Source organism: Clostridium sp. KLE 1755, from assembly GCF_000466465.2.
GTDB lineage: Bacteria > Bacillota > Clostridia > Lachnospirales > Lachnospiraceae > Eisenbergiella > Eisenbergiella porci.
The window spans coordinates 45,521-71,520 of record NZ_KE992667.1; the positions used below are offsets into that span (position 1 = coordinate 45,521).

Below are 26,000 nucleotides of genomic sequence, written 5' to 3' on the forward strand. Positions count from 1 at the left end.
GCCCGCAGCAGCACCTGACTTTCCTTATTCTGCGGCAATCCGCAGTACGGTTACGGAGTACGGCTTTATTTCCGTGCTCACTTCATTTCCTGCAAAGCTTTCCCAGGTCTGCCGATCTGTAATCCTGTCCGGGGCAGCAATGGAATTCACCTGCTGCAGGCTGTCCGCACACAGCTCGATCCGTGTAAGCTTACCCGAACAGCTCCATTCCTCCAGCCCAAGGCTCACCGTTTCCGCTTTCTCTCCGGCATTTATCAGCTTTACAATCACTTCACCCTGTTCCCGATCATAGCTGACCGCCGTATACAGCCCTTCTCCCAGCGCAGGTTTAATTTCCAGTTCCTCCTGCCCCGTATGTACACTGTAAAGCTTCTGCACATAATAGCTGGGCGTTCCATAGGCATGGACATCGTCAAACCAAATCAGATCCGGCGACCACTGGGTATACCCGATTCTCGCAAATAACGGCGCATAACAGGCCAGCACCACTACATCCGCATTCCGTTCGATTCCTGTAAGCAGAGCCGCCTCCGCAAGCGCCGCCTCCATATTATTGCGCAGGGCGATGTCTTCTATACCCTGGGGATGCGCCGCATATTCCCCTGCAAACACCTTTACATTGCGGGGATAATTGTCATAAAAGCCCGTGTTGTCGAAGCACCACTTCGGCGGCACATAATAATGCTCATCCACCGCATAGACAAAATTTTCTTTTTTCTCTGCCGCCGGACGGATCCAGTTCCAGGCCGCTTCATATTCTTTGGAATTCACATTGGGCCCGGCGGAACCAAGCAGCCGGATTTCCGGATATTTTTCATGAATCGCCTGTTCGAACAGCTCATATCTATGGAAGAAATCCACCTCTTCGGTTTCCCACTGCTCGTTCCCGATGCCCAGCATACGAAGCCCGAAAGGCTCCGGATGTCCGCAGGCAGCGCGCAGCGCCCCCCATTTTGTGGAAACATCCCCATTTGCAAATTCAATCAGATCCAGGGCGTCCTGTACAAACTCCTTAAATTCCACACTGTCCGAGGCCACCTTCTGGGTGGACTGATACTGGCAGGCCAGGCCCACATTCATCACGGGAACCGGTGAGGCCCCCAGATATTCGCACAGGATAAAATATTCATAATATCCCAGGCCCAGCGTCTGGTTATAATGGGAAAAAGGCGTTTTATAGCCGCACTCTTCCTTGGTGTCATGGACGGACCAGCGGCTCCAGTTCACCCGGCGCTCTTCCATGGGCCCCACGCTTTCCTTCCAGCGGTACCGGTTGTCCAGCGTATTGCCTTCCACGATACAGCCGCCGGGGAAACGCAGGAATCCCGGCTGCAGTTCCTTTAACAGCTCCGCCAGATCACGGCGGAACAGGCCGCACACCGCGTTTTCCGGCATCATGGAAATCATGTCAAAATCCACACTGCCGGCCTCAGACAGGCAGATGACAAAGGAAGCGCTTCTCACCTGCGCGGCCGCCGTCAGCGTAAGCTCATATTTTTTCCACTCCCCGGTCAGTCCGGCGATCTCTGCCTGATCTGTATAAAGCTGACCGTCCTTTTCCACATGTACCAGTACCTTGCCGCCGAAGGCAGATGTTCTGGCCCAGAAGCTGACGCGGTAATTCTCCCCTTTGTTCAGGCAGATGCCGTCGTATGCCTTATTTGTAAAACCGTCCCCGGCTGCCATCGCCGTAAAATGCAGATAATGCGGGTTTACTTCGTTTTGCGGCTTCTGCGTATCCAGTGCCAGCTTTCCCTGGCCGCGGCAGGCGCTCCAGCCATACAGCCCGTCGAAATCCTGGCTGTAATGATCATAGTACCCCCTGGATTCCTGAAATTCAAAATTCCGGTTTTCCAGCATTTCCGCATACAGCCCGCCGTCGGCCGCATAATTGATATCCTCAAAAAACAGGCCGAACATCCCCGGCTGTATGGGCGTTTTCACATTTTTACTGATTTTTACCTGATTCATTCTGTTTCCCCTTTTCTTCCGTTGTACTTTCCGGCATGATTTTACTGATTATCGCTGTTTCCACCCGCTGGTCCTCCAGCAGCTCCACATGGACGGCCAGGCCGTTTACCTGCACGTCAAACTGGCTTCCATCCGCGGGGATAGAGCGCAGGCAGCTGAAAATCATGCCTCCAACAGTATCATAATCCGTATCCTCCGGCAGGTCAATATCCAGCTCCTGTGCCAGATCCTCTATGTCCACGCTGCCGGAAACCCGCCAAAGGTTATCCTCCAGCCGGACCATTTCCGGAGGAAGGGCGGGATCGAACTCATCATAAATATTTCCCACGATTTCCTCCAGAAGATCCTCCATGGTTATGATTCCCGCTGTCTGGCCGTACTCGTCGATAACAATTGCGATATGGATTTTATTTTTCTGCATATCACGGAACAGATCGTCTGCATGAATGGTATCCGGTACAAAATAAGGCTCACGCAGCAGCTCCTGCAGCCCGGCGGAGCTGTTGCCGTTTCTACTGAGCAGATAATCCCTGGCATTTAAAATCCCGACGACATCATTAATATCCTCTTCATACACAGGATAACGGGACAGGCCGCTTTCCCGGATGGTGTTCAGGATATTTTCTTCGGTTTCCTTCAGGGAAAAGGCAACCACGTCCGGCTCCCTGGTCATGGCGTCCCGTACGGATATATCATCAAAACGGAACACGTTCTGTATCCATTCCTGTTCCTCCTGGTCAATGGTGCCTTTTTCACCGCCCAAATCCACCATCATGCGGATTTCCTCCTCCGTAACGGATTCCTCCTCCGCCTCCGTTTTCATATGAAGTATCCGCAGCACAGTATTGGTGGAAAAGGACAGGAACCATATCACAGGCCTCATAACCACCGCAACGCCGGAAATAACGCCGCTGCTGAATTTTGCCACCTCCATGGACTTCTGCATGGCGATCCGTTTGGGCACCAGCTCGCCGAATATCAGTGTAAAATAAGACAGGATGATGGTAATGATAATAACCGATATGGTATCCAGCGCTTTCTCCGTCAGTCCCCTGAAACCAATATCATCATAAATCCATCTCACCAGATACTCGGAAAAATTATCCGCCGCAAAGGCGCTTCCCAGGAATCCGGCCAGGGTAATGCCCACCTGTATGGTGGACAGGAAGGAGGCCGGTTCCTCCACCAGCTTCAGAAGCTTTCCCGCTTTTTTATCCCCTTCCTCCTCCTGCCTGCGCAGCTTCGTTGTGTTCAGGGAAACCACCGCAATCTCCGCCGCCGCAAAAAAGGCGTTCAATAAAATCAAAATAATCTGCAACAATAACTGTCTTGGTATGGAACTCAAAGTAAATCTCTCCTTTTCTTTTTGTAATGCCGGCATCCTTGCCGCCGGAGGGCAGTGTTTTTGTTACTGTTCACTCCGCAGCCAGTAACATGTTTTTTCGTCTAAAAAACACAAAAAGACACAGCCTGTCAAGCTGATGCTAACAGGCCATGCCCTTTAAAAGTTTTCGTTGTCTATAAAGGTTCGTTTCCCCGTCAGGGTCCGCGTCGTCCATCGAATTCTTTTCCTTTCTTCCGGTAAGTTGATAGGAACATTATAAAGAATCCGGGCGGAGGATGTCAAGATGGTTTTGAGGGGCGGAGGCCTCTCTCTGCTGTTCCGCGAGCCTGCGCCCGGCTTTTTCTGCCTTCCCGGCGGGGTGGTGGGGAGGGCTGATATGACAGTTATTGTTCCGGATGGTAATGATTCACAGACCGGATTATAAAACAATTCTTAATCATTCCTTAAATTACCATAAATTTAGACAAATGTGGCAAAATGAGTATAGGAACAGGCGTTGTGGAGGGTTATAATAACATAACATATGTTGGGGGCTGTATGAAAAACCGGTTGGATCCGGCCCGGAAGGGTGTGGATACGTTATAGCAGAGCAGGTAACTGTAAAGCAATTGAACAATTGTACAGTTATCAATGCAGAAGGAATGATTGCTTATGAATTGGAAGAAAAACAGCAAAAGCCTGGAAAACCAGGAAGCAGGGAAAGGAAATGTGGACACAGAGGAACGCAGGGAAATCGCGGTTTTGGAGGCGGATCCCGGATGCGGGCTGGGTGCTGAGGAGGTGCGGCTGCGGGTAGAAAACGGGTATGTCAACCGCAGTGATTCTTCTCCTACGAAAAGTGTGGGGGATATCATTAAGTCTAATACGTTTACTTTTTTCAACCTGGTATTTGTTGTGCTGGGGGGCTGCCTGATTGCAGTGGGGTCTTATACCAACCTGCTTTTTCTTGTGATTGCCGCTGCAAATACGTTTATCGGGATTTTTCAGGAGGTCCGTTCCAAAAGGGCTGTGGACAGGCTCACGCTTCTGGCGGAGCAAAAAATACATTGTATCCGGGACGGGGAATGGGAGGAAATTCCTTCTTCAGAGCTGGTGCGGGACGATATTGTGGAATTTGATAACGGGAGCCAGATTTGTGCGGATGCCGTGATTTGCTCCGGGCAGGTAACTGTGAATGAGTCGCTGCTTACGGGGGAAACCGACGCTATTTTGAAGCAGGCCGGGGACGAGCTGAAGTCGGGCAGCTTTGTAAACGGCGGGCGGTGTGTTGCCAGGCTTTCGCACGTTGGCAGTGATTCTTATGCTTCCCGTCTTGCAAGAGAGGCGAAAAGCGACGTAAAGCTGGCAAAATCCGAGATGATGCGTTCTTTGGACAGGTTGATCCGGGTGATAGGTATTTTGCTCGTTCCCGTAGGGATCTGTCTTTTCATCAATCAGCATCAGATGCTGGGGCTTCCGGTGAAGGGTGCTGTGGAGGCGACGGTTGCCGCGCTTATCGGGATGATCCCGGAGGGGCTGTATCTTCTGACAAGCATCGCCATCGCCGTAGGGGTTCTGCGTCTTTCCAGGCGGAAGGTTCTTGTGCGGGATATGAACTGTGTGGAAATCCTTGCCCGTGTGGACACGCTTTGTGTGGATAAGACCGGCACCATCACTGAGCCGGGGATGGACGTGGAGCGTTTTATTCTGCTGGATGAGGAAAATTTTCCTGAGGAAGCGGTAACGGAAATGCTGGCCGCATTTTATGACAATATGGATGCGGATAATGATACGGGACGCGCTATGGCGGAGCGTTTCCGGCAGGATTCGGACTGGGAGGCCGCTGATATCGTTCCCTTTACCTCAGATACCAAATGGAGCGGCATCACCTTTGAGGAGCATGGCAGTTTTCTTATCGGCGCTCCGGAATTTATTATGGGGTCCCGTCTGAAGGAGCTTAAGAAAAAAATCCGTCCCTGGGCGGAGCAGGGCATGCGTGTCCTTCTTGCCGCCGCTTACGATGGCAATCTGAAGGAAGACGGGCTGCAGGAGGCGTGTATCCGTCCCATGGCTCTCATTCTCATCACCAACCGGCTTCGGGGCGAGGCCGCGGAAACCTTCCGGTATTTTAAGGAGCAGGGTGTTTCCGTCCGGGTTATTTCCGGCGATAATCCTTCCACCGTATCCGAGGTGGCAAGGCAGGCGGGCATTGAAGGCGCCGAGCTTTATGTGGATGCTTCCACGCTGAAAACGGAAAGCAGCCTGGAGGCGGCGGCTGAAAAATACCGTGTTTTCGGGCGCGTCACTCCCGAGCAGAAATGCAGGCTGGTGAAGGCGCTGCAGAAAAACGGGCATACGGTGGCCATGACGGGAGACGGCGTCAACGATGTGCTTGCCCTGAAAGAGGCAGACTGCGGCATCGCCATGGCCTCCGGCAGCCAGGCAGCCTGCCAGATAGCCCAACTTGTGCTGCTGAATTCGGATTTCCAGTCCATGCCCGCCATCGTTGGCGAGGGACGGCGTGTTATCAATAATATCCAGCGGGCGGCATCGCTTTTTCTTGTTAAAAATATTTTTTCCTTCCTGCTGTCTTTAGTAAGCCTGTTTGCCGGCTTCCCTTATCCGCTCCTGCCGCTGCAGCTGTCCCTGATCGGATCCCTGACCATAGGCATTCCCTCCTTCTTCCTGGCGCTGGAGCCGAACAGCAGCCGTGTGGAGGGGCATTTTATGAGCAATGTCTTTTACAAAGCGCTTCCCGGCGGCCTGACAAACCTGTTTCTTGTTTTGGGAATCGAGCTGTTTACCTACGCCTTTGATTTCCCGGTGGAACAGCTTTATAGCATTTCCGCCGTAACCGTCCTCTTCGTGGGGCTGCTTGTCCTTTATCAGGTATGCAGGCCCTTTGACTGGAAGAGGCGCACGGTCTGGGGCGTCATGACCGTTGCCGCCCTGGTCTGTGTTGTCTTTTTCGGAGAGCTTTTCAGCATACGGCCCCTGACGCTGCAGACCGCGCTGGTTCTGGCAGTATTCCTTCTCCTCGCCCAGCCCGCCATGCATCTGGCCCTGTGGCTGTTTGAGCAGGGTAACCATCTGTACCGCCGCCTGAAGAAATACAGAACGGAAAACGATTAGCCAAAATCCGTCGCGGCAGATAATCCGGAATGTTTCCGGGCAGTAACTGTGAGGGGTACTGAACAGTTACAAAAAAATCTTATATCTTTCTTAAATCCATTGATTCACTGGCAAAAACGCGCCATAATCATAGTATAAAGAGTAACGTTTCAGACCGGAATGTTGCGGCCGTTTCAAAATGGAAAGGACGTGTTGCCGATGGACATTACATTGTCGGAGGATATTGACGCAGAGTATCTTGAGGATGTTGCCGACATCCTCACAAATAAAGAATTTCTGGCCCTGAACAGCTACAGACACCATGTGGCCACGACAAGGCTGATGCACAGTATTAATGTTTCCTATATCTCGTGGCTTACGGCAAAGAAGCTGGGATGCGATACCCAGGCAGCCGCCAGGGCGGGGCTGCTTCATGATTTCTTTCTGTATGACCCCAGAGAGAGCAGGCCCTCCAGGGAGCTGCAGGCCTTCTGCCATCCCAAGGTGGCTGCCAGGACCAGCGGGGAAACCTTTGAAATTTCCGAAAAAGAAAGGGACGCCATACTGTCCCATATGTTCCCGCTGGGACCCCTTCCCAAATCCCGGGAAGCATGGATTATATCCGGCGCGGACAAAATATGCGCCTGTGCGGAAGTATTCCATATTACGATTGCACTGGCAAGAGACGGACGCGTGGCAGTCAGCCCGGCGTAAGGATGAAGGTTTTCTTTCCAACTGCATAAAGAGGGCCGGAGAGGACGCTTTTCAAGGCGCTGTTTCCCTCACGGCAGTACAAAGGACCGGCCGGGTTTATCCCGCGCCGATCCTTTGCTTTTTTGTCCTCCTATAGTAAAGCGGCCTCCGCTGCCTGCCAGGCCTGAAGCCTGCTGCCCGCCTCATTGTCATGCAGTCCGTCAGGCTCACATCTGGCAGCCTCACATCCACCTGTTAAATTACGGTATTCCCTTATCCGTTAAATATAGTACTCCCTGCCTGCGATTTCCTCTGCGTCAAATCCCAGCGCATAAGAAACCCCTTTTTCCGCAGTGAAGCTAACCATGCCGTCCTGCGCCCTGACGTTTACGCCGGGACCGCTTACTCCGGCCAGCCCTTTTGCCTTCACACAGCAGGGACCGCCGATAAGGGCTTTGATTTCTCCGGTCCGAAGCTTTCCCCTGTCCCAGGAAGCCGATACCTCAAAACCGCCTCTGGCGCGCATTCCCCGGAAATGACCGTCAGCCCAGTCCACCGGCACCGCAGGAAGGAGCTCAATGAAGCCCTGGTGACTCTGCAGAAGCATTTCCGCGATTCCGGCTCCCAGACCGAATATGGCGTCAATCTGCTGGTTCACATTGGTCATCATTCCCGCTCCCAGACCCTCTCCCGTGCTCTTTAAAAGATGGCCACATTCCAGTGGATTCTTGAACCGGGCCATCAGGCAAATCTTCCAGGATCCGGGCCAGCCGCCCTGTTTTCTGGCATGAAGAAGCCTTCTTTCCAAGCTGCGCCTGGCCGCTTCAAATAACTCCGGTGTTCTGGTTTCCGTAATCAGTTCTCCCGGATAGACCGGGTACATATGGGAGGTGTGGGACATTCCCGGCGTACACTCCTCGTAATCCTCATACCATTCCAGCAGCTGTCCGAAGCGTCCGGTACGAAGAGGTGGGAATTTTTTCATGGCTTCCTGAGCCTGTGCAGGGACAGGATCGTCCTCCAGCTTGAGAATATCGGCAGCCTGCGCCACATTGGAAAACAGCTCACGCAAAATACTCATATCCATCGTGGATCCGATTGTCACCGCGCTGATCCTGGGGTGATTGGGCGAACATCTGCTTTCTCTGGATACCTCGTCGATAAGCTCAATTACCGTATCCTCCCCATCCGTGATGAATTTGTTTTCCGGGGAAAGGGAAGGCGCCGTCACCAGATAGCCTTCCTTATTTTCCACAAGGAAATCCAGCATAAATACCGCGGCCTCCCTGAGCACCGGATACATTTTCTGCAGGAATGCCTCATCCCGGGTAAATTCATAATGCGTCCAGATATGCTGGCACATCCATGCGCCTCCGAAGGGCCACCAGCTCCAGGAAGCATCCTCACAGCTTGGCTCCGTAGAACGCCACAGATCCGCATTATGGTGGGTTACCCAGCCCCTGCTATGATAATAGCCTTCGGCTGTCTGTTTCCCGCTTTCGGAAAGCTCCGTCAGCAGATCCATCATGGGCAGATGGCATTCGGGAAGCCCCAGCGCCTCACAGGGCCAGTAATTCATTTCCACATTAATGTTATTGGTATAATTGCTGGACCAGGGAGGCGCGGGCGTATCATTCCAGATGCCTTGCAGGTTCAGCGCCTGTGTGCCCGGCCGGGAACCGGCAATGGTCAGATATCTGGAATACTGCAGCAGCAAGGCGGCCAGGGACGGATCGTCCACACCCTCGGCGCAGTAGGCCAGCCGCTGTGTTGTGGGCAGGTTCCCGCTAAGCTCCCGTCCCAAATCCAGATCCAGCCGGTTATAAAGAGACTGGTAATCCAAAATATGCCTGTTTTTTATGGAAGCATAGCTTATAGACTTTGCGGCAGCCCCGACTGTGCTCCCGTACGCTGCCTCAAGGCTGTCCAGATCTTGCCGGATCTGTTCCAGAAGCTTTCCTGCATCCCTGTCACGCTCTTTACGGAAACCTGCATAATTCGTTTTTGCCTGTACGGCAATCAGCGCATAGCCTGCATGGTTCACATATACCCTGGCCCCATCGGAAAAAACCTTCCCGTCACAGGATACCACTCTGGCGCAGCAGGCAAAACGTATGGCATCCGATTCCTCCGGCGCCTTGTAGATGAAGCGGGGCGTAACCGCCGTATAATTGGGTTCCGCATGATCAGGGGCAATCCCTGTCAGATAAGCCTCCCCGTCCTGTGTCCCGTTAACATAATGCAGCGAGGAGTCCAGGCCAAAAGCGAAATCCAGCAGTTTTTCTCCCTCCGCTCCGCCTTCTTCCCTTTCTGCGGTACAGTAAATAAACGCTTTATTATCAGGAAAGCTGACAAAATATTCCCTGGTATAACGGATGTTATCCCTCACCCAGGAAACAGTCTCCACTGCAGTTCCAAGCTGCAGCTGCCTTCTGTAATCGCTGATATCATCCTTTTGCGGCTCTATCACCATCTTCAGCGGCATATTCCGTCTGTTATTTGCCTGCCCCACAGTTAAATGCAGGCTTGCCAAAGGCAGATACGCTTCAAACCAGCGCCCTTCCATATCATTATTAATGATATTGTTGGCTTCCTTCACCTTTCCTTCCAGGGAAAGCCTTCTTGCCTCTTCAAATTTGTCATAATGCTGAGGATTCAGATAGAATTCCTCGCTGCCCGACCAGAGAGTGTCGTCGTTGATGTAGACCTCTTCCAGCGGCGCGCCTCCCATCACTGACATGCCAAGCCTGCCATTGCCCAGATAATGGGCGTCACAGAATTTTTCCGCAGGCTTATCTTCCCAAAGCAGATAATCCTTCATTCCCTTGTTTCCCCTTTCCCCGCTGCCCGGTTAATTCTTTTTATGTGCGGCAGCCTATCTTCTTTGTACCACATTCGGGGAAAAATGGAAAGGAACATTTCTTCACATCCGGTTACAATATTTCAGGCGTTTTCCTCTTCCATGAACATAAGCGCTCCTTCTGTCTCCAGCTCCGGAGCCTCCTCCATATTCTCTGCGCTGTCCGTAAGCGCACTGCTCTTCCAGACACCTTTTTTATAGAAGGAAAGGGAAAGCACCATGGCAACCATCCAGCCAATCGGCCAGGACAGCCAGATTCCAAGCGTCCCGAAGGGGCCTGCCAGAATAAATGCCAGGATAACGCGAAGCAGCAGATCCGAAAATGTAGCTATCATAAAAGACTTCATTGCACCGGCGCCGCGCAGTACACCATCCGCCATCAGCTTCAGGGAAATCACGAAATAGAAGGGCGATACAATTTTTAAAAATTCCATGCCCGTTTCCATTGCTACCGTGCTGCTTTCATTCATAAACAGGGACAGCATGACGTGGCTGCCGAAGAAAAAAGCCACAAAAAAGGGCACCGTAATAATCAACGCCAGCTTCACAGCTGCGCCAAAGCCCGCTTTCACTCTCCCCTGCTTTCCCGCGCCCAGATTCTGTGCCGTAAAGCTGCTCGTTCCGTTCCCCAGCGTGGTCAGGCTGGTGATGGCGAAGGTATTCAGCTTAATCGCTGCAGAGTAACCGGCGATAACAGAAGAACCAAAGGAATTTATCAGGCCCTGGATGAAAATATTTCCGATAGAGATAAAGGACTGCTGCAAAATACTGGGCACTGCGATCCTGCTGATTTTCCCAAGCATATTCCAGGAAAACAGCGCTGCCTTACCAGTCGTTTCAACAGAGGCCAGCCTTCTTTTCAGGGTAACGAGCGCAAGCACGCAGGCGACGCCCTGAGCAAGGAAGGTAGCCCAGGCCACACCGGCCACGCCCCAGTGGAAAACCGCCACAAATAGCGTATCCAGTAAAATATTTCCGATGGAGGAACCAATCAGAAAATACAGCGGCGTTTTGGAATCCCCCAGGGAGGTAAAAATTCCTGTTGCCACATTATATAGGAAAAGGAATACAAATCCGCCGATGTAAATCCGCAGATACAGATCCCCGTCCGCAAAAATATTATCCGGTGTGTTGATCATCACCATCAGGCCTCTGCTGCCCAGAAGCCCTGCGACAGTAAGCACAAGGGAAAGAGCCAGGGAAGCGATCAGCGTGGTGGACACCGCCGTTTTCATTCTGTCATACCACTTCGCGCCGAAATACTGAGAAATCACTACGGAGCAGCCAATATTGCTTCCCACGGCAATCGCCATAAAAATCATGGTAATGGGATAAGAAGCCCCTACCGCAGCCAGCGCGTCCTCTCCTGCAAATTTCCCCGCAATCACGCTGTCCGCAATATTATACATCTGCTGGAAAATCACGCTTACAAACATAGGAATCGAAAATTTCCACAGTACGCTCTGCGGGTCTCCTACCGTCAGGTCCTTATTCATCACTCTTACCTCTCTCATTCTGCCGTCATGCCGGCCATTTCTGTTCTGTTTCGGCTTCCTGGCCGCCGGCGGGTTACTATGCGGCCTGCAGCCACTCTGTAATTACAACCACCCTGTAACTGCATCCATATTGTAACACCGGCGGACAAAACCTCCGCATAACATTTGCCTTTCAAACCGTCCTGTATTATACTACTTCTAAAAAGATAAATAAAATCAATCATTTCTATGTATTACATAGATTTTATCTATAATTGTATCTTTTCATGATATAAACCGGGATAAATGCTGACGAGGGCAGCGTTGGAAAAAGCAGAAATATATCTGCCTATGAGAGGAATACCGAATGAGCGTGAGCTTTGATTCTTACAAAACTTTTTATTATGTTGCCAGGCTGGGAAGCTTTACGGAGGCCGCAAAGGCGCTTTACGTGACCCAGCCCACAGTCACCCACGCCATACAGATGCTGGAACAGGAGCTGGACTGCGTGCTGTTCCAGCGCTCCCGCAAGGGTGTTTCCCTGACCCCCGAGGCCGCCATGCTCTATGAGCACGTCAGGGCCGCCTGCGAGCACATTTTTGAAGCGGAAAGCGCGCTGAAGGCAAAAAAGAAACTGCTGGAGGGCCAGGTGAGAATCGGCGCCAGCGAAACCACCCTGCACTTTTTCCTGCTGCCCTTCCTCAAGGAATTTAAAACCCTGCATCCCGGGGTGAAGATCAAGGTGAGCAACAGCAGCACCCCCACTGCCCTGGCAGCCCTGCGTTCCGGCCATATTGACTTCGCTATTTTGGTCATGCGTCCTGGTTATAAGGGGGCTTTCCTGCCACAGGATAAATTCTCCGTTACCAGGCTGGCAGGCTTTCAGGATATTTTCATCGCCGGAAATGACTTTTCCGATTTGGCCGGCCGAAGCGTCACGCCGGGGGAGCTTTGCGGCTACCCTTTTATCTGCATGGAGCCGGGCACCGTCACCAGGCAGTTCCTGGATGATTTTCTTCTTCAGTTCCATCTGGCCGTAAGCCCAGACATCGAGCTGGCCACCACCGACCTGATCACCCCTATGGCCGCCAATAATCTGGGTGTGGGCTTTGTCCCCCGCGCCTTCGCCCGCAGTGCGCTGGAGGAAGGAAGCGTCTTTCAAATCCGGCTGACGGAAATAGTTCCCGAACGGGAAATTTGCGTCATATCCCGCACCGATACGCCGCTGTCCCTTGCCGGGAATGCCTTTTTGCGGCTGTTTTCTGATTTTGCAGAACCTTCCTGTATAAAGAAGGACTGCCGGTAAACGGCAGTCCCTGATAATTGTGTCACCCCGCGCATGTCCTGGCAGTCAATCTTTCCCTGGCCTTACCCGAAGTCCACACTGTCAACTGCCACTCCCATATATTTTTCCCACAGCTCCCATTCTCCGCGCCCCGCGGCCTCCTCCAGCTCTGCCAGCAGCCTTACCCTGACAGCGCTCCTGTGGATAAAGCAGGGATTGGGATCATTGAAAAATTCCTCGCTCTTTTCCAGGATAATCTCTTCCTTCAGCGGCAGATCGGTCAGCGTTCCCCTGTAAACTTCATGTTCTCCCAACCGGACGCAGATTTCATTCTCCTGCTTTTTCTTTTTTCCAAACATGGTTCTCCCCCTAAATCAGCATATACAGAGAAAATACAGCAAACACAATAAACAGCGCCGCATAGCACAGCTTTACCGCCGGCATCCGCCGCAGGCTTCCTTCCGACAGCGCCAGGATGCTCTTCCCTCCTGCCACCAGAAGAATGATGAGCAGCGCAGGAATACACATAGCTCCCACATACAGGCAAAAAACGAAGACCGGAATGCCCTTCTGCGCATCCGTCTGCACCCAGCGCAGTATGGAAGCCAGATAAATCTGCCCTGTACAGAAAAATTCACCCAGGGAAACCAGCACGCTCCCGCCGAATACGGCCAGGAAAAGCAACCCTCCCAGCCCCGGACGGACTGCGGACTGCAGAAGCTTTTCATTCCATCTGCGCAGCCCTGCGGGAAGCTGCATTCTGACCTTCCCATAATTTCCTCTTTTTATCTGGACAAAATCCCAGATGTTTCCCAGTGCCGCTGCCAGGCAAAAGCATACCAGTATTACATTCAATATATTCCGGGCCAGCCCGAAGGCCTCCATGGGTATAGCCGATGCGGCTGCGGAAACTGCCAGTCCCAGTCCCAGATAAGCCGCAAATTTTCCAGCCAGGAAACAGAAACCGTACCGCAGGAAACGGCCGCCGGCCGCCGCAAGCAATGAAAGGAACAGAAGCGTCATGGAAAGCGCACAGGGATTCAGGCCATTCAGCAGCCCCGTAAGAAGGATGCTCCCGACAGAAACCGCTCCTTCGAAGCCTTTTCCCGCCGCGCTGCCAGGCACCCGTCCCCCATCCGCCGGCCTGCCGTCCGAAGGCAGATACAGCGCCCCAAGGCCTTCCAGTGCATTGATATACTCTTCCAGCCTCCCGCTGCGGATCTGTTTTTCTCCAGCAAGATAGTGAGTTCCGATAAATACCACAGGCACCTTCTGATCTGCCGACGGCACCTGGAAGGAGTCATACAACTCCATCAGGTAGTCCGCATTGTCCTCCTCCATCACGGAAATTTCACCAAGCTCAACGGGATAGCTCCTCCCGTCCGCTACAGCTTCCGTCGGCAGTCCTGCCAGATATTCCTTTGCCTTCTCACAGCTGTTGCAGCTTTCCGTGGTAAACAGCAGAATATGTATGGAATCCTGGGTTTTCCAGCGGAAACTGCTTTCGCCGCTTCCATTCATTCCGGCGGTTCCCCCGTTGACAGCATCTTCTTCCCCGGCCTTTACCGCTCCGTCTACGGCTGCTTCCCCTTCCCCTTGCGCCCCGTATCCGGCTGTTTTCCCCGACTCTGCCCCTCCGCTGCTTCCTTTTTCAGCAGCCAACTTAAGGCTGTCGTATAATTCCTCTCTTATCTGGGTATAGCCAATCAGGCAGCGTTCTCCTATAATTGCCAGCGGATAGGAAATATTCTCCTGAGAAATTCCCCTCTCTTCCATGAGCCGGTTCATTTTTTCCTTATTTTCCGGCCGGTAAATATAATATTCATCTATCCAGTAGGGATTGTTGTCTTGCTTTTCCGCAAGCGTATCCCTGACCAGCTCCCTGAATTTTTCACCCTCGTGGCAGGATTCACAGGGATTATTATGGAAAAAATAAATCACTGTTTTTTCCGGTTCCGTGTCCGCATCAGCCTCTTTTTTTCCCGCTGTCCACAGTCCAAAGAAACCTGCCGCCGCCAATAACACAATAACAAGAACCGCTGCCGCTGCTTTCCTCATACTCCCGCCCCTGCCTTTACTCTGAATTCATCAGCTGTTTACCACTGTCCGGTATCTGCACATTTAACTGAATTATAGCTTTTCCACGTCATATACGTCAATAGCCATGCTGCCGTTCAACAGCCGCTCCCGGCTACCTGCTCCATACGAACCGTACATAACTTCTGCCCTCCCATACGATGCTTCCACTCCTCTGCCCGCCCAATTTCCGGCATACAGCCAGAGAAGCGCCATTCCTCTCTGCCGCCAGCGCCTGCACCCGCTCAAATCCCAGCTCCCGGAATCCATACTCCAGTATTGCGCCACAGGCCTCCATACAGTACCCCTTCCTCTGTGCTTCCCGGGCAATAATGAAGCCAAGTTCCGGTTCATCGAACCCTTCCCTCATAAAAAACCCCGCTCTTCCCACACATCTGCCCGATTCCCTCTCCGCAAGCATCCAAAGCCCAAATCCGTAAAAAGGATAGGCCCGTTCTATATAAGCCCTGACATATGCCCGCTCCTCCTCCCTATCCTCCGACAGCCCATCCATAACATCCTCAATTCCCGGCTGGTCATAGATCCGGTACAGCGCATCCAGATCCTCCTCTGTCATTTCCCGGACAATAAGCCGGTCCGTCTGCAGAATCTCCCAGGGCTCCTTCACATGCCGCTGATAGACCTTTTCCAGGAAATCTCCGTCCAGTCCTTCCAGGCCTTCCACCGCATAAGGAATATCCCCCCATATTTTGCCCCTGTTTTCTTCTGTCAGATACAACAAAATGCAGGCATCTTCTCCCGCTGCCGCCCTGACCGCATCAGGCCTGTCCGTAATGTAGACGGCGGCGTCTTTCCCGGAAGCTTTTCCCTCAGCAATCCGGCCCGCCCCAACCGTTTTATCCGTCCTGTCTGCCTTATTCGCTTTATCTGCCTTATCCGCTTTGTCTGTTTTATCCGCTTTATCTGCCTTATCTGCATTTTCCGCCTTATCTGCCCGTTTTTTCCCCCTACACCACCCTGTATCCACCAGCAGCTCCGTCTGATACAGTGCAAGCTTCTCCCTAAGTTCCTTTATTTTATCTTCCGCCGCCTCTTTTTCCAGCGACACAATCACTTTTTCCAACATAAACCGGTTAACTCCCTTTACGAATTCCCGCATTTCGGCTACAATAGACCTGTCGGCCATGCGCCTTGCCGCATAGGCTTATTGCAACGTAACTGTGAGGACATTGAACAGTTATATTGTAACCAAATAAATACCAGAAAGGAAGTTTTATTTATGGCACAGAATCCCGTTGTAACAATCACCATGGAAAACGGAAATGTTATAAAGGCAGAGCTTTATCCTGAAATCGCCCCTATTTCCGTAAATAACTTTATCAGTCTGATCAATAAGAATTTCTATGACGGGCTGATTTTCCACAGAGTCATCAAGGGCTTTATGATCCAGGGCGGCGACCCGGTTGGTAACGGAACCGGCGGCCCCGGCTACTCCATCAAAGGAGAATTCTCCCAGAACGGTGTAAAAAATGACCTGAAGCACACAGAAGGCGTTCTTTCCATGGCCCGTTCCATGGCTCCCAACTCCGCAGGCAGCCAGTTCTTCATCATGCATAAAAATTCACCCCATCTGGATGGCTCCTATGCAGCCTTCGGAAAGGTCATCGAAGGAATGGACGTGGTAAACAGCATCGCTGAAACCCGCACGGATTATTCCGATCGCCCGCTTGAGGATCAGCGCATCAAAACCATGACCGTGGAAACCTTCGGCGTGGATTATCCGGAACCGGAAAAAATGTAAGCTGTAGCCGTCCGGGCAGCCGGATGGTTACACAGGCTTTTCCCCAAAATTTCAGCCGGAGCCGGAAAGCGTATTTACGCAGCAGTTCAGACAATCCTGAACCTGCTGCCGCTTCCGGCTCCGGCTGAATTATGGACATTTCCTCACTCACACCGCAGCATATAATAATCACCATAGGCCGTCCCATCATGGCCTTTCAGCTTTTCCGCCGTCTCCTTAAATCCCAGACGTTCCAGAGCCTTCCGCCTCTCCGCCGCTTCCTTCACCGCCTTGGTGGAAACAGATTCACACCCGAACAGCTCCGGCACCTGCTCCAGCAGCGGCTCCAAAATACTGCATATCACATCTTCCTTCTCATACTCACTTTTTAAATCCAGCCGCAGCAGCCCCGTCTTATTAAAAAAATCATCCGCCATCCTGCAGAACATTTCAATCGTTCCCACCGCCCTGCCGCTGCTCCGGTCAAAAATACTCCATCTGACAAATGCCCTGCTCCGATAAGAAGCTTCCCAGAAGTTTATCTCTGCCTGCATCTGCTCCAGCGTCCTGTAAAAAAAATTGTCCCCGTTACAGTTATCACTGTTGAAAAAAGGCACCGCCTTCTCATCAGAATAAACCTCCAGAAGCTCCTGAACATCCGCCATCACCGTTCTTTGCAGCAAAAAAGCCTCGTTTCCCAATACCGGACATTCTACATACACATCTTTCATATTGCCCTTCCCTTTCCCACCGTTTTTCCCAGTGTTTTGCTTAACCTTTCACTTGATGTTTGATATACTGTTTTACCTGATGTTCTGCTTAACCTTTTACTTAATCACCTGCGCTGTTCCTTCCGTTCTCTCAGCCCCCAGATACGCCCCGAACCGTTTCCATGCATCCGCCAGAGACTCCCGCATATCCATGTCACCCCCGCAGCCTTCCTCCCACCACCAGTTTTTAATCCGCAGCACAGAATCCCCCTGCCGGTACTGCTCCGGCTCAAACCTTCCCGCAAACCGGCTTCCATACAACACAGGCAGTACATAGTAACCGAACTTTCTTTTATCTGCGGGCAAATATACCTCCCAGCTGTAGGTAAAATCAAACAGCGCCCGCAGCATTTCCCTGTCCCACAAAAGATTATCCAGCGGCGCCATAAATACCGTCCTGCCCTCCTGAAACGGCCTGTTCAGAACATCCGCATCCTCTGTGCGCATATAAAAAGGCTCTTCAATCCCCTCCACCCGGAATTCCCGCAGCTCTCCCCGATCCAAAAGCTGTCGGATACACGCCCCGCGCCGCTCCCTGTCCGATACAAAGTGCCCCAGCCAGGCGCCTCCGTTTTTATTCCACAGCATTCCCACACTGCCAATCCTGCGCTTCACATACCATCGGAAAAAAGCTGCCTCTCCATCCTCTCCCTGGAATTCCTCTGTCCTTATCCCCGGCAGCAAATTTTCAGTGAAATCAAAAATTTTCTGAGCGCCTGTTTTTCCCGCAACCGACAGCTCACCTGTACAGTAAAGATAATCCAGCGCCGCGCTGGACAGCTTTTTCGGCCCCCATCTTCCCTCCAGGTTACAGCCTATGGAAAAATCCTTCGCCTGGGCAGGCCCGTTCCTGCGGATATCCTCCCGTATCACATCCAGAAGCTCCAGCGCCTCCGTCTGTCCCCGGCGCCGCATCACAGCCGCCGCGCCACCCGCCGCCGCTTTCCTGACCCGCGCCATCCTTCCGAAATCCTCCGTCCTGTAAATGCACATCATCTTGTCATAGCCATCCACCAGGCTCCGATCCGTATACAAAAGCTCCTCCAACAGCCTGGGCCGATAGCCCACAATTCTTGACTGCAATACTAAGTCCGCATTCCGCCCCGCCACATTCAGCGGATCGTACTGAATACATCCCACGCGGTTCATAAACCGCATGATCCCATCCTTTCCCGACAGCCCCTGGCCGCCGTCCAGTCCATGGTACTTCACCAGGAAACGCCTGGCCTCCTCTTTTGATATACAATTGCTGCCAGCTGCCATACCTGCCCTTCCTCTCCTGCATTTCTTACATTATACCAGCCAAAGTATGACAGCTGTATGTCATAGTTGCCCTGCCAGGAATTTTAGCAGAAGAAATATTCGTGGCAGACGGATCCGAACTGTTATAACTATTCCTCTCCGGACCTTAATGAATCCATATCAGACATAATCTCATAATAATGATAATCCCCGCTAATCCGCTCACACTCCGGAAAATGTTTATATTCGGTTTTTATATAACGCATGCCGCTTTTCTGCATAACACGCAAGCACCTCCCTGCAGTCCCGGCAAATCCGTTCCTTCAGGCTTTCCGGCTCCAGAACCTTTATCTGGTTTCCCAGCCCCAGAATTGTCCCATACCAGAAATGCTCATTTTCCGGCACCCTGAGCCGCATTATGAAATCCCCGTTTTCCTTCTCCTCCTCAATTTCCCCCTTCAGGTATTCCATACATTTTACCTTTACCTTCTTCCTGCCCTCCAGCCTGATGTCCAGCTGTTTTCTTGTATCCGGCCTGCTGCGCAGTATTTCCGCAGCCTCCCCTGCATCATGCTTGCGCTGCATCCTCTCCTCCATACAGCAAAGTGTGCGCATCCTCACCAGCTTAAACAGACAGTAGCTTTCCTTTTCCGGATAATATGCCGCCAGATACCAGGCGTACCATTGAAAAATACAGGCGGCAGGCTCCACCTCAAACTGCTTTTCCCTGTCTTCGGCATTCGTATAAAGAAAGGACAGCTTTTTCCCCTGATCCATGCATTCCCTGATAATCGCCAGCTTTCCGCTGATGCCGTTTTCCTCCCTGGCCACGCTGAAGTCAAGGATTACCTCCGGAGCGGATGTTCCCGCCAGCGCCTTCATTTTTTCAAGCGTATCTTCGGCCGTCTCTTCCTCATATGCGGAGAGCAGGCCCTGCAGCGCCGCCACAATATGCTGATAATCCGTCTGCTCTGCGGTCTGGCGTTCCATGCAGAAGGTATCCAGTATTTCATAGCCGCCGTCAGCGCCCATACTCGCCGCAACAGGGATTCCCGCCATACACAGGGCTTCAATATCTCTTTGAATCGTACGTACTGAAACCTCAAAGCGCTTTGCCAGGGTACTGGCGCTGGTTTTCTCATGATTCAAAAGATAAATTGTGATTCCCAGAAGTCGGTCCAGCTTCATTTTCACCTCCGCCGTCTGCTATTACAGACGTATAAAACATGTTTTTTCTGTCAGTTTTTGCCAAAAACAGCGTTCATATTTTGTTCATATTTATTTCAAAGAAAGTTAATCTGTCAATCACTGTTTAGACACTTCTCTTTACTATACTATAAACATAAGATGAAGCGAGAAAAACATACAACTTCATCTTCCCTCCTTTAGCGTACAACAAAACTTTTTATAAATAGCTTTTTCATAATAAATGCCAGGTAAACAGTTACCTGGCATCCTCCCTGTCCAGGGGAGTTTTTTTTGCGTTTTTTTGAAGTCAAATCAAATAAAATTCTTTCCGGCTTCCCTCTCCGCCGCTGCTTATCCTTCCCTCTGCGTCCACAGTAATCTGCGTATAGTGCGAAGGCGATTCATAATCCCTGCTGTATCCGTCGTCATCATACAGCTCATAGGAGCCTTCCTTTTCCACAAAGCCCAGAAGTCCAAGATGATCAAAATCCACCTTTTCCACACAGCTTCCACCCTTTGACATAGGAACCAGATGGTCCGGCCGGATAAAGAAAACCACCTCATCCAGAGCGATATCCACATAATGGTGGCCCTTTTCAAGCACCTCTTCCTTCCTGTCCTCAGGCCCCCGGAAACGTACCAGCTTCATTCTCTCCGGCAGATATACATAACGCCCCTTTGCGTTCTGCTCATATACAGGAGCAATCATAATGCTTTCGCCCACCATCAGCTGATCCTCCACACGGCGGGCAAAGCGATCTCCGGCGTACACAAAGGACAGCGGGCGGAACATCATTTCATCTCTCAGCGCCGCCTTCATATATTCACTGTACAGGTAGGGAAGCAGACAGTAGCGCAGCGCAATTATTTTCCGGAAGCTCCCTGTCTGGGTAAAACGGTAAACCTCCTGCCGTCTTGTCCCCCAGGCAGAATGGTTGCGCATCAGCGGCGTGAAAATTCCCAGCTCCAGCCAGCGCATGAGCAGTTCCTCCGTCGTATCCGCGCCGAAGCCTCCGAGATCAGCCCCTGTGTACAGGAAACCGCACATATTCAGGGAAGGCATCATATGCAGATTCAGCAGGATATGGGACCACCAGGAAAGATTATCCCCCGTCCAGATGCCGCCGTAACGATGCATCCCGATATAGGAGGAACGTGAAAACATAAGAATCCTCTTATCCGGCTCCAGCTCCTCAAACGCCTCTCCCGCAGCACGGGTCATATTGTATCCGAACAGATTATGTACCTTATCATGCCTTACCCTGCCATCCTTATGCTCATGGTAAAAAAGCTTATAATCCTCTTCATTATTGCTCAGTCCGCCAACCAGCCTGTTCAGGGACGCGGAGGCTTCATTATCCAGATTGATCCCCCTGAATTCCTCCAGCTGCTCAAAAACCTCCTGCAGATGCTTTTCGGAATAAAAAATAGCCGGTTCATTCATATCATTCCAAAAGCCCTCAATCCCCTGATCAAGAAGCACCTTATATTTTCCGCCGAACCATTTTCTCGCATCCGCATTGAGCATATCCGGAAAATGCACACGCCCGGGCCATACGCCGGCCACAAATTCACTGCCGTCCTCTTCCTTGCAGAAATATCCGCCCGCCATGCCTTCCTCGTAAACATCATAGCCCTCTTCTATTTTCACACCCGCATCGATTATCGGCACCAGATGGATTCCCTGCTCCTTCATCTCTTCCGCAAAGCCCGCAAGATCCGGGAAGGTTTCCTCATTTACGGTAAAATCCTTATACCTAACCATATAATCAATATCCAGATAAATGCTGTCCAGGGGTATACCGGCCTCCCTGTGCTTCTTCACTACCTCCCGGATTTCATCCTCATTCATGTAGCTCCATCTGCTCTGTCCATAGCCGAAAGCCCACTTGGGCGGAATGTAGCTGCGTCCCACAAGCCCGCGGAACTGCTTCGCGATGTCCTCCGGCCCCTCCCCCTCGATCACATAAACATCAATATCCCCTGTCTGTGCTTCTATGAGCATCACGTTCCGGTCGGTATAACCGATATCAAAGGTAAGCTTACCCGGATAATCAAAAAACACGCCAAAGCATTCCTTTCCATCCACTATAAGGAAATTATGGGCGCCGTAAAGAGAGCGCTTGTCCTCCCTGTGGTTCGGATCATCGCTGCATTTGCTTTCATAAATCCAGCCGCGCTTATTGATTCCGCGCACATTTTCCCCAAGGCCGAATACAATATCCTCCTCCGCCATCCTGTAGGAAAATTTTCTTCCCTCTTCCTGGGAAAAATAAGGCAGCTCTCCCTGCCAGCTTTCATAGGCTCCGGTAACCGCCTCCGTATCGAAGGGGGCTCCATAGGTTATTTTCTTTATCATCCTTCTGCATCCTTTCTGCGGTATTTCCATAATTTGATAACACCCTTTTACAAAACCTCAATTCCGCCGGTTCCTTCTGCCAGCCCGGCTCCCTGGCAAAACCTTTTCACCTTCCTGGTAATCCTGGTAAAACCAGCTCTTTTTTATACTATAACCGTGCAGGTCCGTAACTGTCAATCCGAATATTATTGACTGTCAGGATGAAAATTTTTTTATTATATGCATCAGCATAAAGCTGCAGGTACACCGTCTTCCATTTTTAATTTTTATCTGCATGGCTGTTCCGCACAGTTCCCGCAGCAGGCAGAAAATCACCCGCCGCCCCCGCTGTCCCGGCCCATCTATTTAAAAAGAGCGCCGGCATACTGCCGACGCTCTGATTTTATCTGTAATTATAAACCTGTGAAAGTCCGATAAATACGCAAGCGCATTCATCCGGCCTGTCCCCGTAAGAAATAAAACCTATATTCAGGCTTTTCCAACGGAACCGAACATTTCCATTTTCTCTTTCACGGTATCTTTGATAGCCTGTGCTCCGGGAGCAAGAAGCTTACGAGGGTCGAAGCCCTTGCCTTCCTGATCCTTGCCTTCTTCGATGTACTTTCTGGTAGCTGCTGCGAAGGAAAGCTGGCACTCTGTGTTAACATTGATCTTGGAAACGCCGAGGGAGATAGCTTTCTTGATCATGTCTTCCGGGATACCTGTGCCGCCGTGAAGAACGAGAGGCATGTCCCCTGTCAGCTGCTGGATAGCATCCAGAGTTTCGAAGGAAAGTCCCTTCCAGTTTGCAGGATATTTTCCATGGATGTTGCCGATGCCTGCTGCCAGGAAATCAATTCCCAGATCAGCGATCATCTTGCATTCCTGAGGATCTGCACATTCGCCCATTCCGATAACGCCGTCTTCTTCACCGCCGATGGAACCAACTTCAGCTTCGATGGAAAGTCCTTTTTCATGAGCTGCTGCAACCAGTTCTTTAGTCTTGGCAACGTTCTCTTCAATAGAATAATGGGATCCGTCGAACATGATGGAAGAAAAGCCAGCTTCGATGCACTTGTAGCAAGCGTCATAGCTGCCATGGTCAAGGTGAAGAGCTACGGGAACAGTGATGTTCATCTCTTCCAGCATTCCGTTAACCATACCAACTACAGTCTTGTATCCGCACATGTATTTGCCAGCGCCTTCGGATACACCGAGGATTACAGGAGAATTCAGTTCCTGTGCTGTCTGCAGAACGGCTTTTGTCCATTCCAGGTTATTAATGTTGAACTGGCCGACTGCATAGTGGCCTGCTTTTGCTTTGTCGAGCATTTCTTTAGCTGATACTAACATTTTATTTACCTCCGTTAAATTGTAAAATAAATTCCCTTTACTGGTGTTATTATAACCCATCTTCTTCAAAAAGGAAATAAGGAAAGTTAAACTTTTCACATAACTTGCCTGAATATAACTGTTCAGTCCCTCCACAGTTACTGCCCAAAACACAGCGGGCCGGAAGACGCTGCCTTAAATCAACACATTTTCAGGCCAGGGAACCCTGATTTCCAGAGCCTGCTTCCGGTTTTCCATATCCACTACCCTGTGGCGCCCTCCGAATTCCCCGTCCAGGGTCCAGGCAACCTCTTCTTCGGATTCAATATGAAGGGAAGCTGTCTTAAAGCAGTACATCTGATCCGTATCTATATTCCTGTTTACAAGATCAGTAAGGATCTGGTTCAACTCAATGGCGTTGGTGGGGCGCTTAATCAGGGTCACTTCGAATTCCCCGTCATCCAGTTCCACATATTTTCCGGTAATCCGCTTGAAGCCTCCCACGGACATGGAATTGGTAATCATACCGAAAATGAAGTCGCCTTCGATCTCCAGGTTCTCCGCCGTCACCTTCATCTGATAGGATTTGATGGAAGGCAGGCGCTTCATCCCTTCCAGAATATATGCCATATGTCCCAGGACGTTCTTATATTCCTGCTTCGTCTCATAGGAAACATCGGTAAAAAGCCCGAAAGCCGCAATATACACAAACGTGTCGTCATTAAAGGCGCCGATATCGCAGGCAAAGGGCCTGCCGCCGACCACTGTTTCCGCGGCGGCCTTCATATTCCTGGGAATCCCCAGGCTGTTGGCAAAATCATTGGTGCTTCCCGCCGGGATATAGCCCACCGGAACCAGCTTGTTGCTCTTCATAATACCGGTGACCACCTCATCCAGCGTCCCGTCGCCCCCGCTGCAGACAACACAATCGTATTTCTTTGACTTCTCAGCAGCCATCCTTACCGCATCCCCTGCATACTGGGTGGGATAAACGGTAACCTCATTCCCTGCCTTTACAAAAACATCTATAATATCACAAAGGTTGTTTTTAATCTGTCCCTTGCCGGCCTTTGGATTATAAATAAACAGCATTTTTTTCTTAGCCATCTCAAATCCTCCATGTTTTGCGGAGCAAAATGCGAGTCCCCTGTTTTCCTCTTTTTAATGGCCCCCTCAGAACTTCAAAAAAGGAGCATGTAAATGCTCCTTTCGCTATTATTTTAAAGCCTTTTCTTCATTCAGTTGCTTTTGCCGCTGCAAAGATATTTTGCAATGTCTTCCACCGCAACCTCCTCGTCAGGGCCATCGGCGATTACAGTTACCATTTCGCCGCTGTCCAGTCCAAGGCTCATCATTCCCATGATACTCTTTGCGTTTACCTTCTTGCCTTCCGATTCCAGATAAACAGTACTGTCATGCTGGCTGGCCACCTGAACAAGCATAGCTACGGGTCTCGCTTCCAGTCCGCCGTTTAACTGAATTCTGACTGCCTTCATTTTCATAATTACTCCTCCTTTTACTGCTTTCCTTCCACTTCTGTTAACTCTTTATCCCCTGCTGTGATCTGACCTTGTCCGCCAGCTCACCCAATTTACGAAGCCTGTGATTCACACCGGACTTACCAACAGGAGGATCCAGATATTCCCCCAGCTCCCTCAAGGGAGCGTCGGGATAGGCCAGTCTGACCTCCGCCATCTCCCTCAGGCTTTCCGGGAGATTCTCAAATCCGTATTTTTGCTGCAGGAGAAGGATATCCTCCGCCTGTCTTGTGGACGCACTAACGGTTTTGCCGATATTCGCCGTCTCACAGTTCACTCTCCGATTTACAGAATTGCGCATTTCTTTTACAATCCTGAAATTTTCAAAATTCATCAGGGATACATGCGCTTCCACAATGTTCAGGAAGTCTGAGATCCCGGTGCCGTCTTTCATATAAACCACCTGGTACTTCTTCCGCTGTACAATCCTCGCTTCCACTTCAAATGCAAGAAGAATGGACTGTATCTGCTCCGCCTGGAATAAATTCGTACATACAATTTCCAGATGGTAGCTCTTTCCCGGATCGCTCATAGAACCCGACGCCAGAAACGCCCCTCGCAGGAATGCCCTCTGACAACATGAATTCTTGATAAGAATCGCGCTGACAGGCGCTTTCATATCCCTCAGATGCCCTTCCCCGTCCATGAATTTAGTGGCCTGGAGAACCTGCTTTATCTGAGAGGGATCCGTAAGCTCAATCTCATAAGCCCTGGGCTTTGCACCGGTCCCGGCGCCTGCTTTTCCGCTCTTTCCGACTCTTTTTTCATTCACGCTAGTATTTATATTAAATGTTTTCTTCAATAATGTAAAGCATTTTCTGATAACCGCCTCATTTTCTGCCTGAATCAGCAGCTTTTCACCGTTAAAAATGCTCTTTTTTTCTTCATTTTGTAAATTATTACTGCCCTCTGCCGCCGTATGGCTGCCGCAGAAATGCAGTATGGATGCAAGCTCCGCCAGCTGGCAATGCCTGGCCGGAGGCGTGTGTTTCATCAGTTCTTCTTTTACTTCTCCCGAAAAAGACATATTGCGCCCTCCTGGATATGAGTCCCGCC

Annotated in this window: 19 protein-coding genes; 4 read left to right on the forward strand and 15 right to left on the reverse strand. The window is 51.0% G+C overall.

What is annotated here, in order from left to right; translation table 11 throughout:
* Positions 1-24 precede the first annotated feature (24 nt).
* Together HMPREF1548_RS04660 and HMPREF1548_RS04665 are read right to left on the reverse strand one after the other, a co-directional pair.
* On the reverse strand, positions 25-1,971 hold the full coding sequence (locus tag HMPREF1548_RS04660; RefSeq protein WP_021634637.1) for an alpha-L-arabinofuranosidase family protein: 1,947 nt from the start codon (positions 1,969-1,971) through the stop codon (positions 25-27).
* Positions 1,949-3,316 carry a hemolysin family protein gene (locus HMPREF1548_RS04665; RefSeq protein WP_025488345.1) on the reverse strand — a complete coding sequence of 456 codons (1,368 nt, stop codon included), beginning with the start codon at positions 3,314-3,316 and terminating at the stop codon, positions 1,949-1,951. Before HMPREF1548_RS04665 ends, HMPREF1548_RS04660 begins: the two co-directional genes overlap by 23 nt.
* Positions 3,317-3,967: 651 nt before the next feature.
* On the opposite strand from HMPREF1548_RS04665, the gene HMPREF1548_RS04670 reads away from it, so the two are divergent.
* Positions 3,968-6,427 (forward strand): cation-translocating P-type ATPase, encoded by a 2,460-nt coding sequence (locus tag HMPREF1548_RS04670; RefSeq protein WP_021634642.1) that lies wholly within the window; start codon positions 3,968-3,970, stop codon positions 6,425-6,427.
* A 198-nt stretch (positions 6,428-6,625) separates the two neighbouring features.
* Complete coding sequence (locus HMPREF1548_RS04675; RefSeq protein ID WP_035321050.1) at positions 6,626-7,120, forward strand: HD domain-containing protein; 495 nt, start codon at positions 6,626-6,628, stop codon at positions 7,118-7,120.
* Between the two features lie 259 nt (positions 7,121-7,379).
* On the opposite strand, the gene HMPREF1548_RS04680 is transcribed toward HMPREF1548_RS04675, so the two are convergent.
* Both HMPREF1548_RS04680 and HMPREF1548_RS04685 read right to left on the reverse strand, forming a co-directional pair.
* On the reverse strand, positions 7,380-9,920 hold the full coding sequence (locus tag HMPREF1548_RS04680) for a glycoside hydrolase family 95 protein (RefSeq protein WP_021634645.1): 2,541 nt from the start codon (positions 9,918-9,920) through the stop codon (positions 7,380-7,382).
* Positions 9,921-10,042: 122 nt separating this feature from the next.
* On the reverse strand, positions 10,043-11,455 hold the full coding sequence (locus HMPREF1548_RS04685) for an MATE family efflux transporter (protein WP_035321053.1): 1,413 nt from the start codon (positions 11,453-11,455) through the stop codon (positions 10,043-10,045).
* A gap of 346 nt (positions 11,456-11,801) precedes the next feature.
* Between HMPREF1548_RS04685 and HMPREF1548_RS04690 the strand changes: the two genes are divergently transcribed.
* A complete protein-coding gene (locus HMPREF1548_RS04690; RefSeq protein WP_021634648.1) occupies positions 11,802-12,740 on the forward strand; it encodes a LysR family transcriptional regulator in 939 nt (312 codons plus the stop codon).
* A 62-nt stretch (positions 12,741-12,802) separates the two neighbouring features.
* On the opposite strand, the gene HMPREF1548_RS04695 is transcribed toward HMPREF1548_RS04690, so the two are convergent.
* From HMPREF1548_RS04695 to HMPREF1548_RS04705, 3 genes are all read right to left on the reverse strand, one after another.
* Positions 12,803-13,078, reverse strand: coding sequence for a hypothetical protein (locus HMPREF1548_RS04695; protein ID WP_021634649.1), 276 nt, complete (start codon positions 13,076-13,078; stop codon positions 12,803-12,805).
* Positions 13,079-13,088: 10 nt separating this feature from the next.
* Positions 13,089-14,777, reverse strand: coding sequence for a thioredoxin domain-containing protein (locus HMPREF1548_RS04700; RefSeq protein WP_021634650.1), 1,689 nt, complete (start codon positions 14,775-14,777; stop codon positions 13,089-13,091).
* 133 nt (positions 14,778-14,910) lie between these two features.
* Complete coding sequence (locus tag HMPREF1548_RS04705) at positions 14,911-15,882, reverse strand: GNAT family N-acetyltransferase (RefSeq protein ID WP_157065637.1); 972 nt, start codon at positions 15,880-15,882, stop codon at positions 14,911-14,913.
* A gap of 153 nt (positions 15,883-16,035) precedes the next feature.
* Between HMPREF1548_RS04705 and HMPREF1548_RS04710 the strand changes: the two genes are divergently transcribed.
* A complete protein-coding gene (locus HMPREF1548_RS04710) occupies positions 16,036-16,557 on the forward strand; it encodes a peptidylprolyl isomerase (RefSeq protein WP_021634652.1) in 522 nt (173 codons plus the stop codon).
* Positions 16,558-16,700: 143 nt separating this feature from the next.
* On the opposite strand, the gene HMPREF1548_RS04715 is transcribed toward HMPREF1548_RS04710, so the two are convergent.
* The 8 genes from HMPREF1548_RS04715 to whiA all read right to left on the reverse strand — a co-directional run bounded on the left by HMPREF1548_RS04715 (position 16,701) and on the right by whiA (position 25,971).
* Positions 16,701-17,267: a GNAT family N-acetyltransferase gene (locus tag HMPREF1548_RS04715; protein WP_021634653.1), complete on the reverse strand. Its 567-nt coding sequence runs from the start codon at positions 17,265-17,267 to the stop codon at positions 16,701-16,703.
* 96 nt (positions 17,268-17,363) lie between these two features.
* On the reverse strand, positions 17,364-18,569 hold the full coding sequence (locus HMPREF1548_RS04720) for a DNA glycosylase AlkZ-like family protein (RefSeq protein WP_021634654.1): 1,206 nt from the start codon (positions 18,567-18,569) through the stop codon (positions 17,364-17,366).
* 219 nt (positions 18,570-18,788) lie between these two features.
* A complete protein-coding gene (locus HMPREF1548_RS04725; protein WP_021634655.1) occupies positions 18,789-19,736 on the reverse strand; it encodes a helix-turn-helix transcriptional regulator in 948 nt (315 codons plus the stop codon).
* A 307-nt stretch (positions 19,737-20,043) separates the two neighbouring features.
* Entirely contained in the window at positions 20,044-22,095 is a 2,052-nt protein-coding gene (locus tag HMPREF1548_RS04730; protein ID WP_035321074.1) for a TIM-barrel domain-containing protein, read from the reverse strand.
* 468 nt (positions 22,096-22,563) lie between these two features.
* On the reverse strand, positions 22,564-23,427 hold the full coding sequence (gene fba, locus HMPREF1548_RS04735; protein ID WP_025488333.1) for a class II fructose-1,6-bisphosphate aldolase: 864 nt from the start codon (positions 23,425-23,427) through the stop codon (positions 22,564-22,566).
* A gap of 174 nt (positions 23,428-23,601) precedes the next feature.
* A complete protein-coding gene (locus HMPREF1548_RS04740; RefSeq protein ID WP_021634661.1) occupies positions 23,602-24,513 on the reverse strand; it encodes a diacylglycerol/lipid kinase family protein in 912 nt (303 codons plus the stop codon).
* Between the two features lie 131 nt (positions 24,514-24,644).
* Positions 24,645-24,908: an HPr family phosphocarrier protein gene (locus HMPREF1548_RS04745; RefSeq protein WP_021634662.1), complete on the reverse strand. Its 264-nt coding sequence runs from the start codon at positions 24,906-24,908 to the stop codon at positions 24,645-24,647.
* Between the two features lie 37 nt (positions 24,909-24,945).
* The gene (gene whiA / locus HMPREF1548_RS04750) at positions 24,946-25,971 is read right to left on the reverse strand and encodes a DNA-binding protein WhiA (RefSeq protein WP_021634663.1); all 1,026 of its coding nucleotides are present in this window, start codon (positions 25,969-25,971) and stop codon (positions 24,946-24,948) included.
* Positions 25,972-26,000 lie beyond the last annotated feature (29 nt).

What these genes read in the sequence shown, in the direction of transcription:
- HMPREF1548_RS04660 (WP_021634637.1), bottom strand. Translation starts at nt 1,971, where the DNA reads ATGAATCAGGTAAAAATCAGTAAAAATGTGAAAACGCCCATACAGCCG.
- HMPREF1548_RS04670 (WP_021634642.1), top strand. Translation starts at nt 3,968, where the DNA reads ATGAATTGGAAGAAAAACAGCAAAAGCCTGGAAAACCAGGAAGCAGGG.
- HMPREF1548_RS04675 (WP_035321050.1), top strand. Translation starts at nt 6,626, where the DNA reads ATGGACATTACATTGTCGGAGGATATTGACGCAGAGTATCTTGAGGAT.
- HMPREF1548_RS04680 (WP_021634645.1), bottom strand. Translation starts at nt 9,920, where the DNA reads ATGAAGGATTATCTGCTTTGGGAAGATAAGCCTGCGGAAAAATTCTGT.
- HMPREF1548_RS04685 (WP_035321053.1), bottom strand. Translation starts at nt 11,455, where the DNA reads ATGAATAAGGACCTGACGGTAGGAGACCCGCAGAGCGTACTGTGGAAA.
- HMPREF1548_RS04690 (WP_021634648.1), top strand. Translation starts at nt 11,802, where the DNA reads ATGAGCGTGAGCTTTGATTCTTACAAAACTTTTTATTATGTTGCCAGG.
- HMPREF1548_RS04695 (WP_021634649.1), bottom strand. Translation starts at nt 13,078, where the DNA reads ATGTTTGGAAAAAAGAAAAAGCAGGAGAATGAAATCTGCGTCCGGTTG.
- HMPREF1548_RS04700 (WP_021634650.1), bottom strand. Translation starts at nt 14,777, where the DNA reads ATGAGGAAAGCAGCGGCAGCGGTTCTTGTTATTGTGTTATTGGCGGCG.
- HMPREF1548_RS04705 (WP_157065637.1), bottom strand. Translation starts at nt 15,882, where the DNA reads ATGTTGGAAAAAGTGATTGTGTCGCTGGAAAAAGAGGCGGCGGAAGAT.
- HMPREF1548_RS04710 (WP_021634652.1), top strand. Translation starts at nt 16,036, where the DNA reads ATGGCACAGAATCCCGTTGTAACAATCACCATGGAAAACGGAAATGTT.
- HMPREF1548_RS04715 (WP_021634653.1), bottom strand. Translation starts at nt 17,267, where the DNA reads ATGAAAGATGTGTATGTAGAATGTCCGGTATTGGGAAACGAGGCTTTT.
- HMPREF1548_RS04720 (WP_021634654.1), bottom strand. Translation starts at nt 18,569, where the DNA reads ATGGCAGCTGGCAGCAATTGTATATCAAAAGAGGAGGCCAGGCGTTTC.
- HMPREF1548_RS04725 (WP_021634655.1), bottom strand. Translation starts at nt 19,736, where the DNA reads ATGAAGCTGGACCGACTTCTGGGAATCACAATTTATCTTTTGAATCAT.
- HMPREF1548_RS04730 (WP_035321074.1), bottom strand. Translation starts at nt 22,095, where the DNA reads ATGATAAAGAAAATAACCTATGGAGCCCCCTTCGATACGGAGGCGGTT.
- fba (WP_025488333.1), bottom strand. Translation starts at nt 23,427, where the DNA reads ATGTTAGTATCAGCTAAAGAAATGCTCGACAAAGCAAAAGCAGGCCAC.
- HMPREF1548_RS04740 (WP_021634661.1), bottom strand. Translation starts at nt 24,513, where the DNA reads ATGGCTAAGAAAAAAATGCTGTTTATTTATAATCCAAAGGCCGGCAAG.
- HMPREF1548_RS04745 (WP_021634662.1), bottom strand. Translation starts at nt 24,908, where the DNA reads ATGAAAATGAAGGCAGTCAGAATTCAGTTAAACGGCGGACTGGAAGCG.
- whiA (WP_021634663.1), bottom strand. Translation starts at nt 25,971, where the DNA reads ATGTCTTTTTCGGGAGAAGTAAAAGAAGAACTGATGAAACACACGCCT.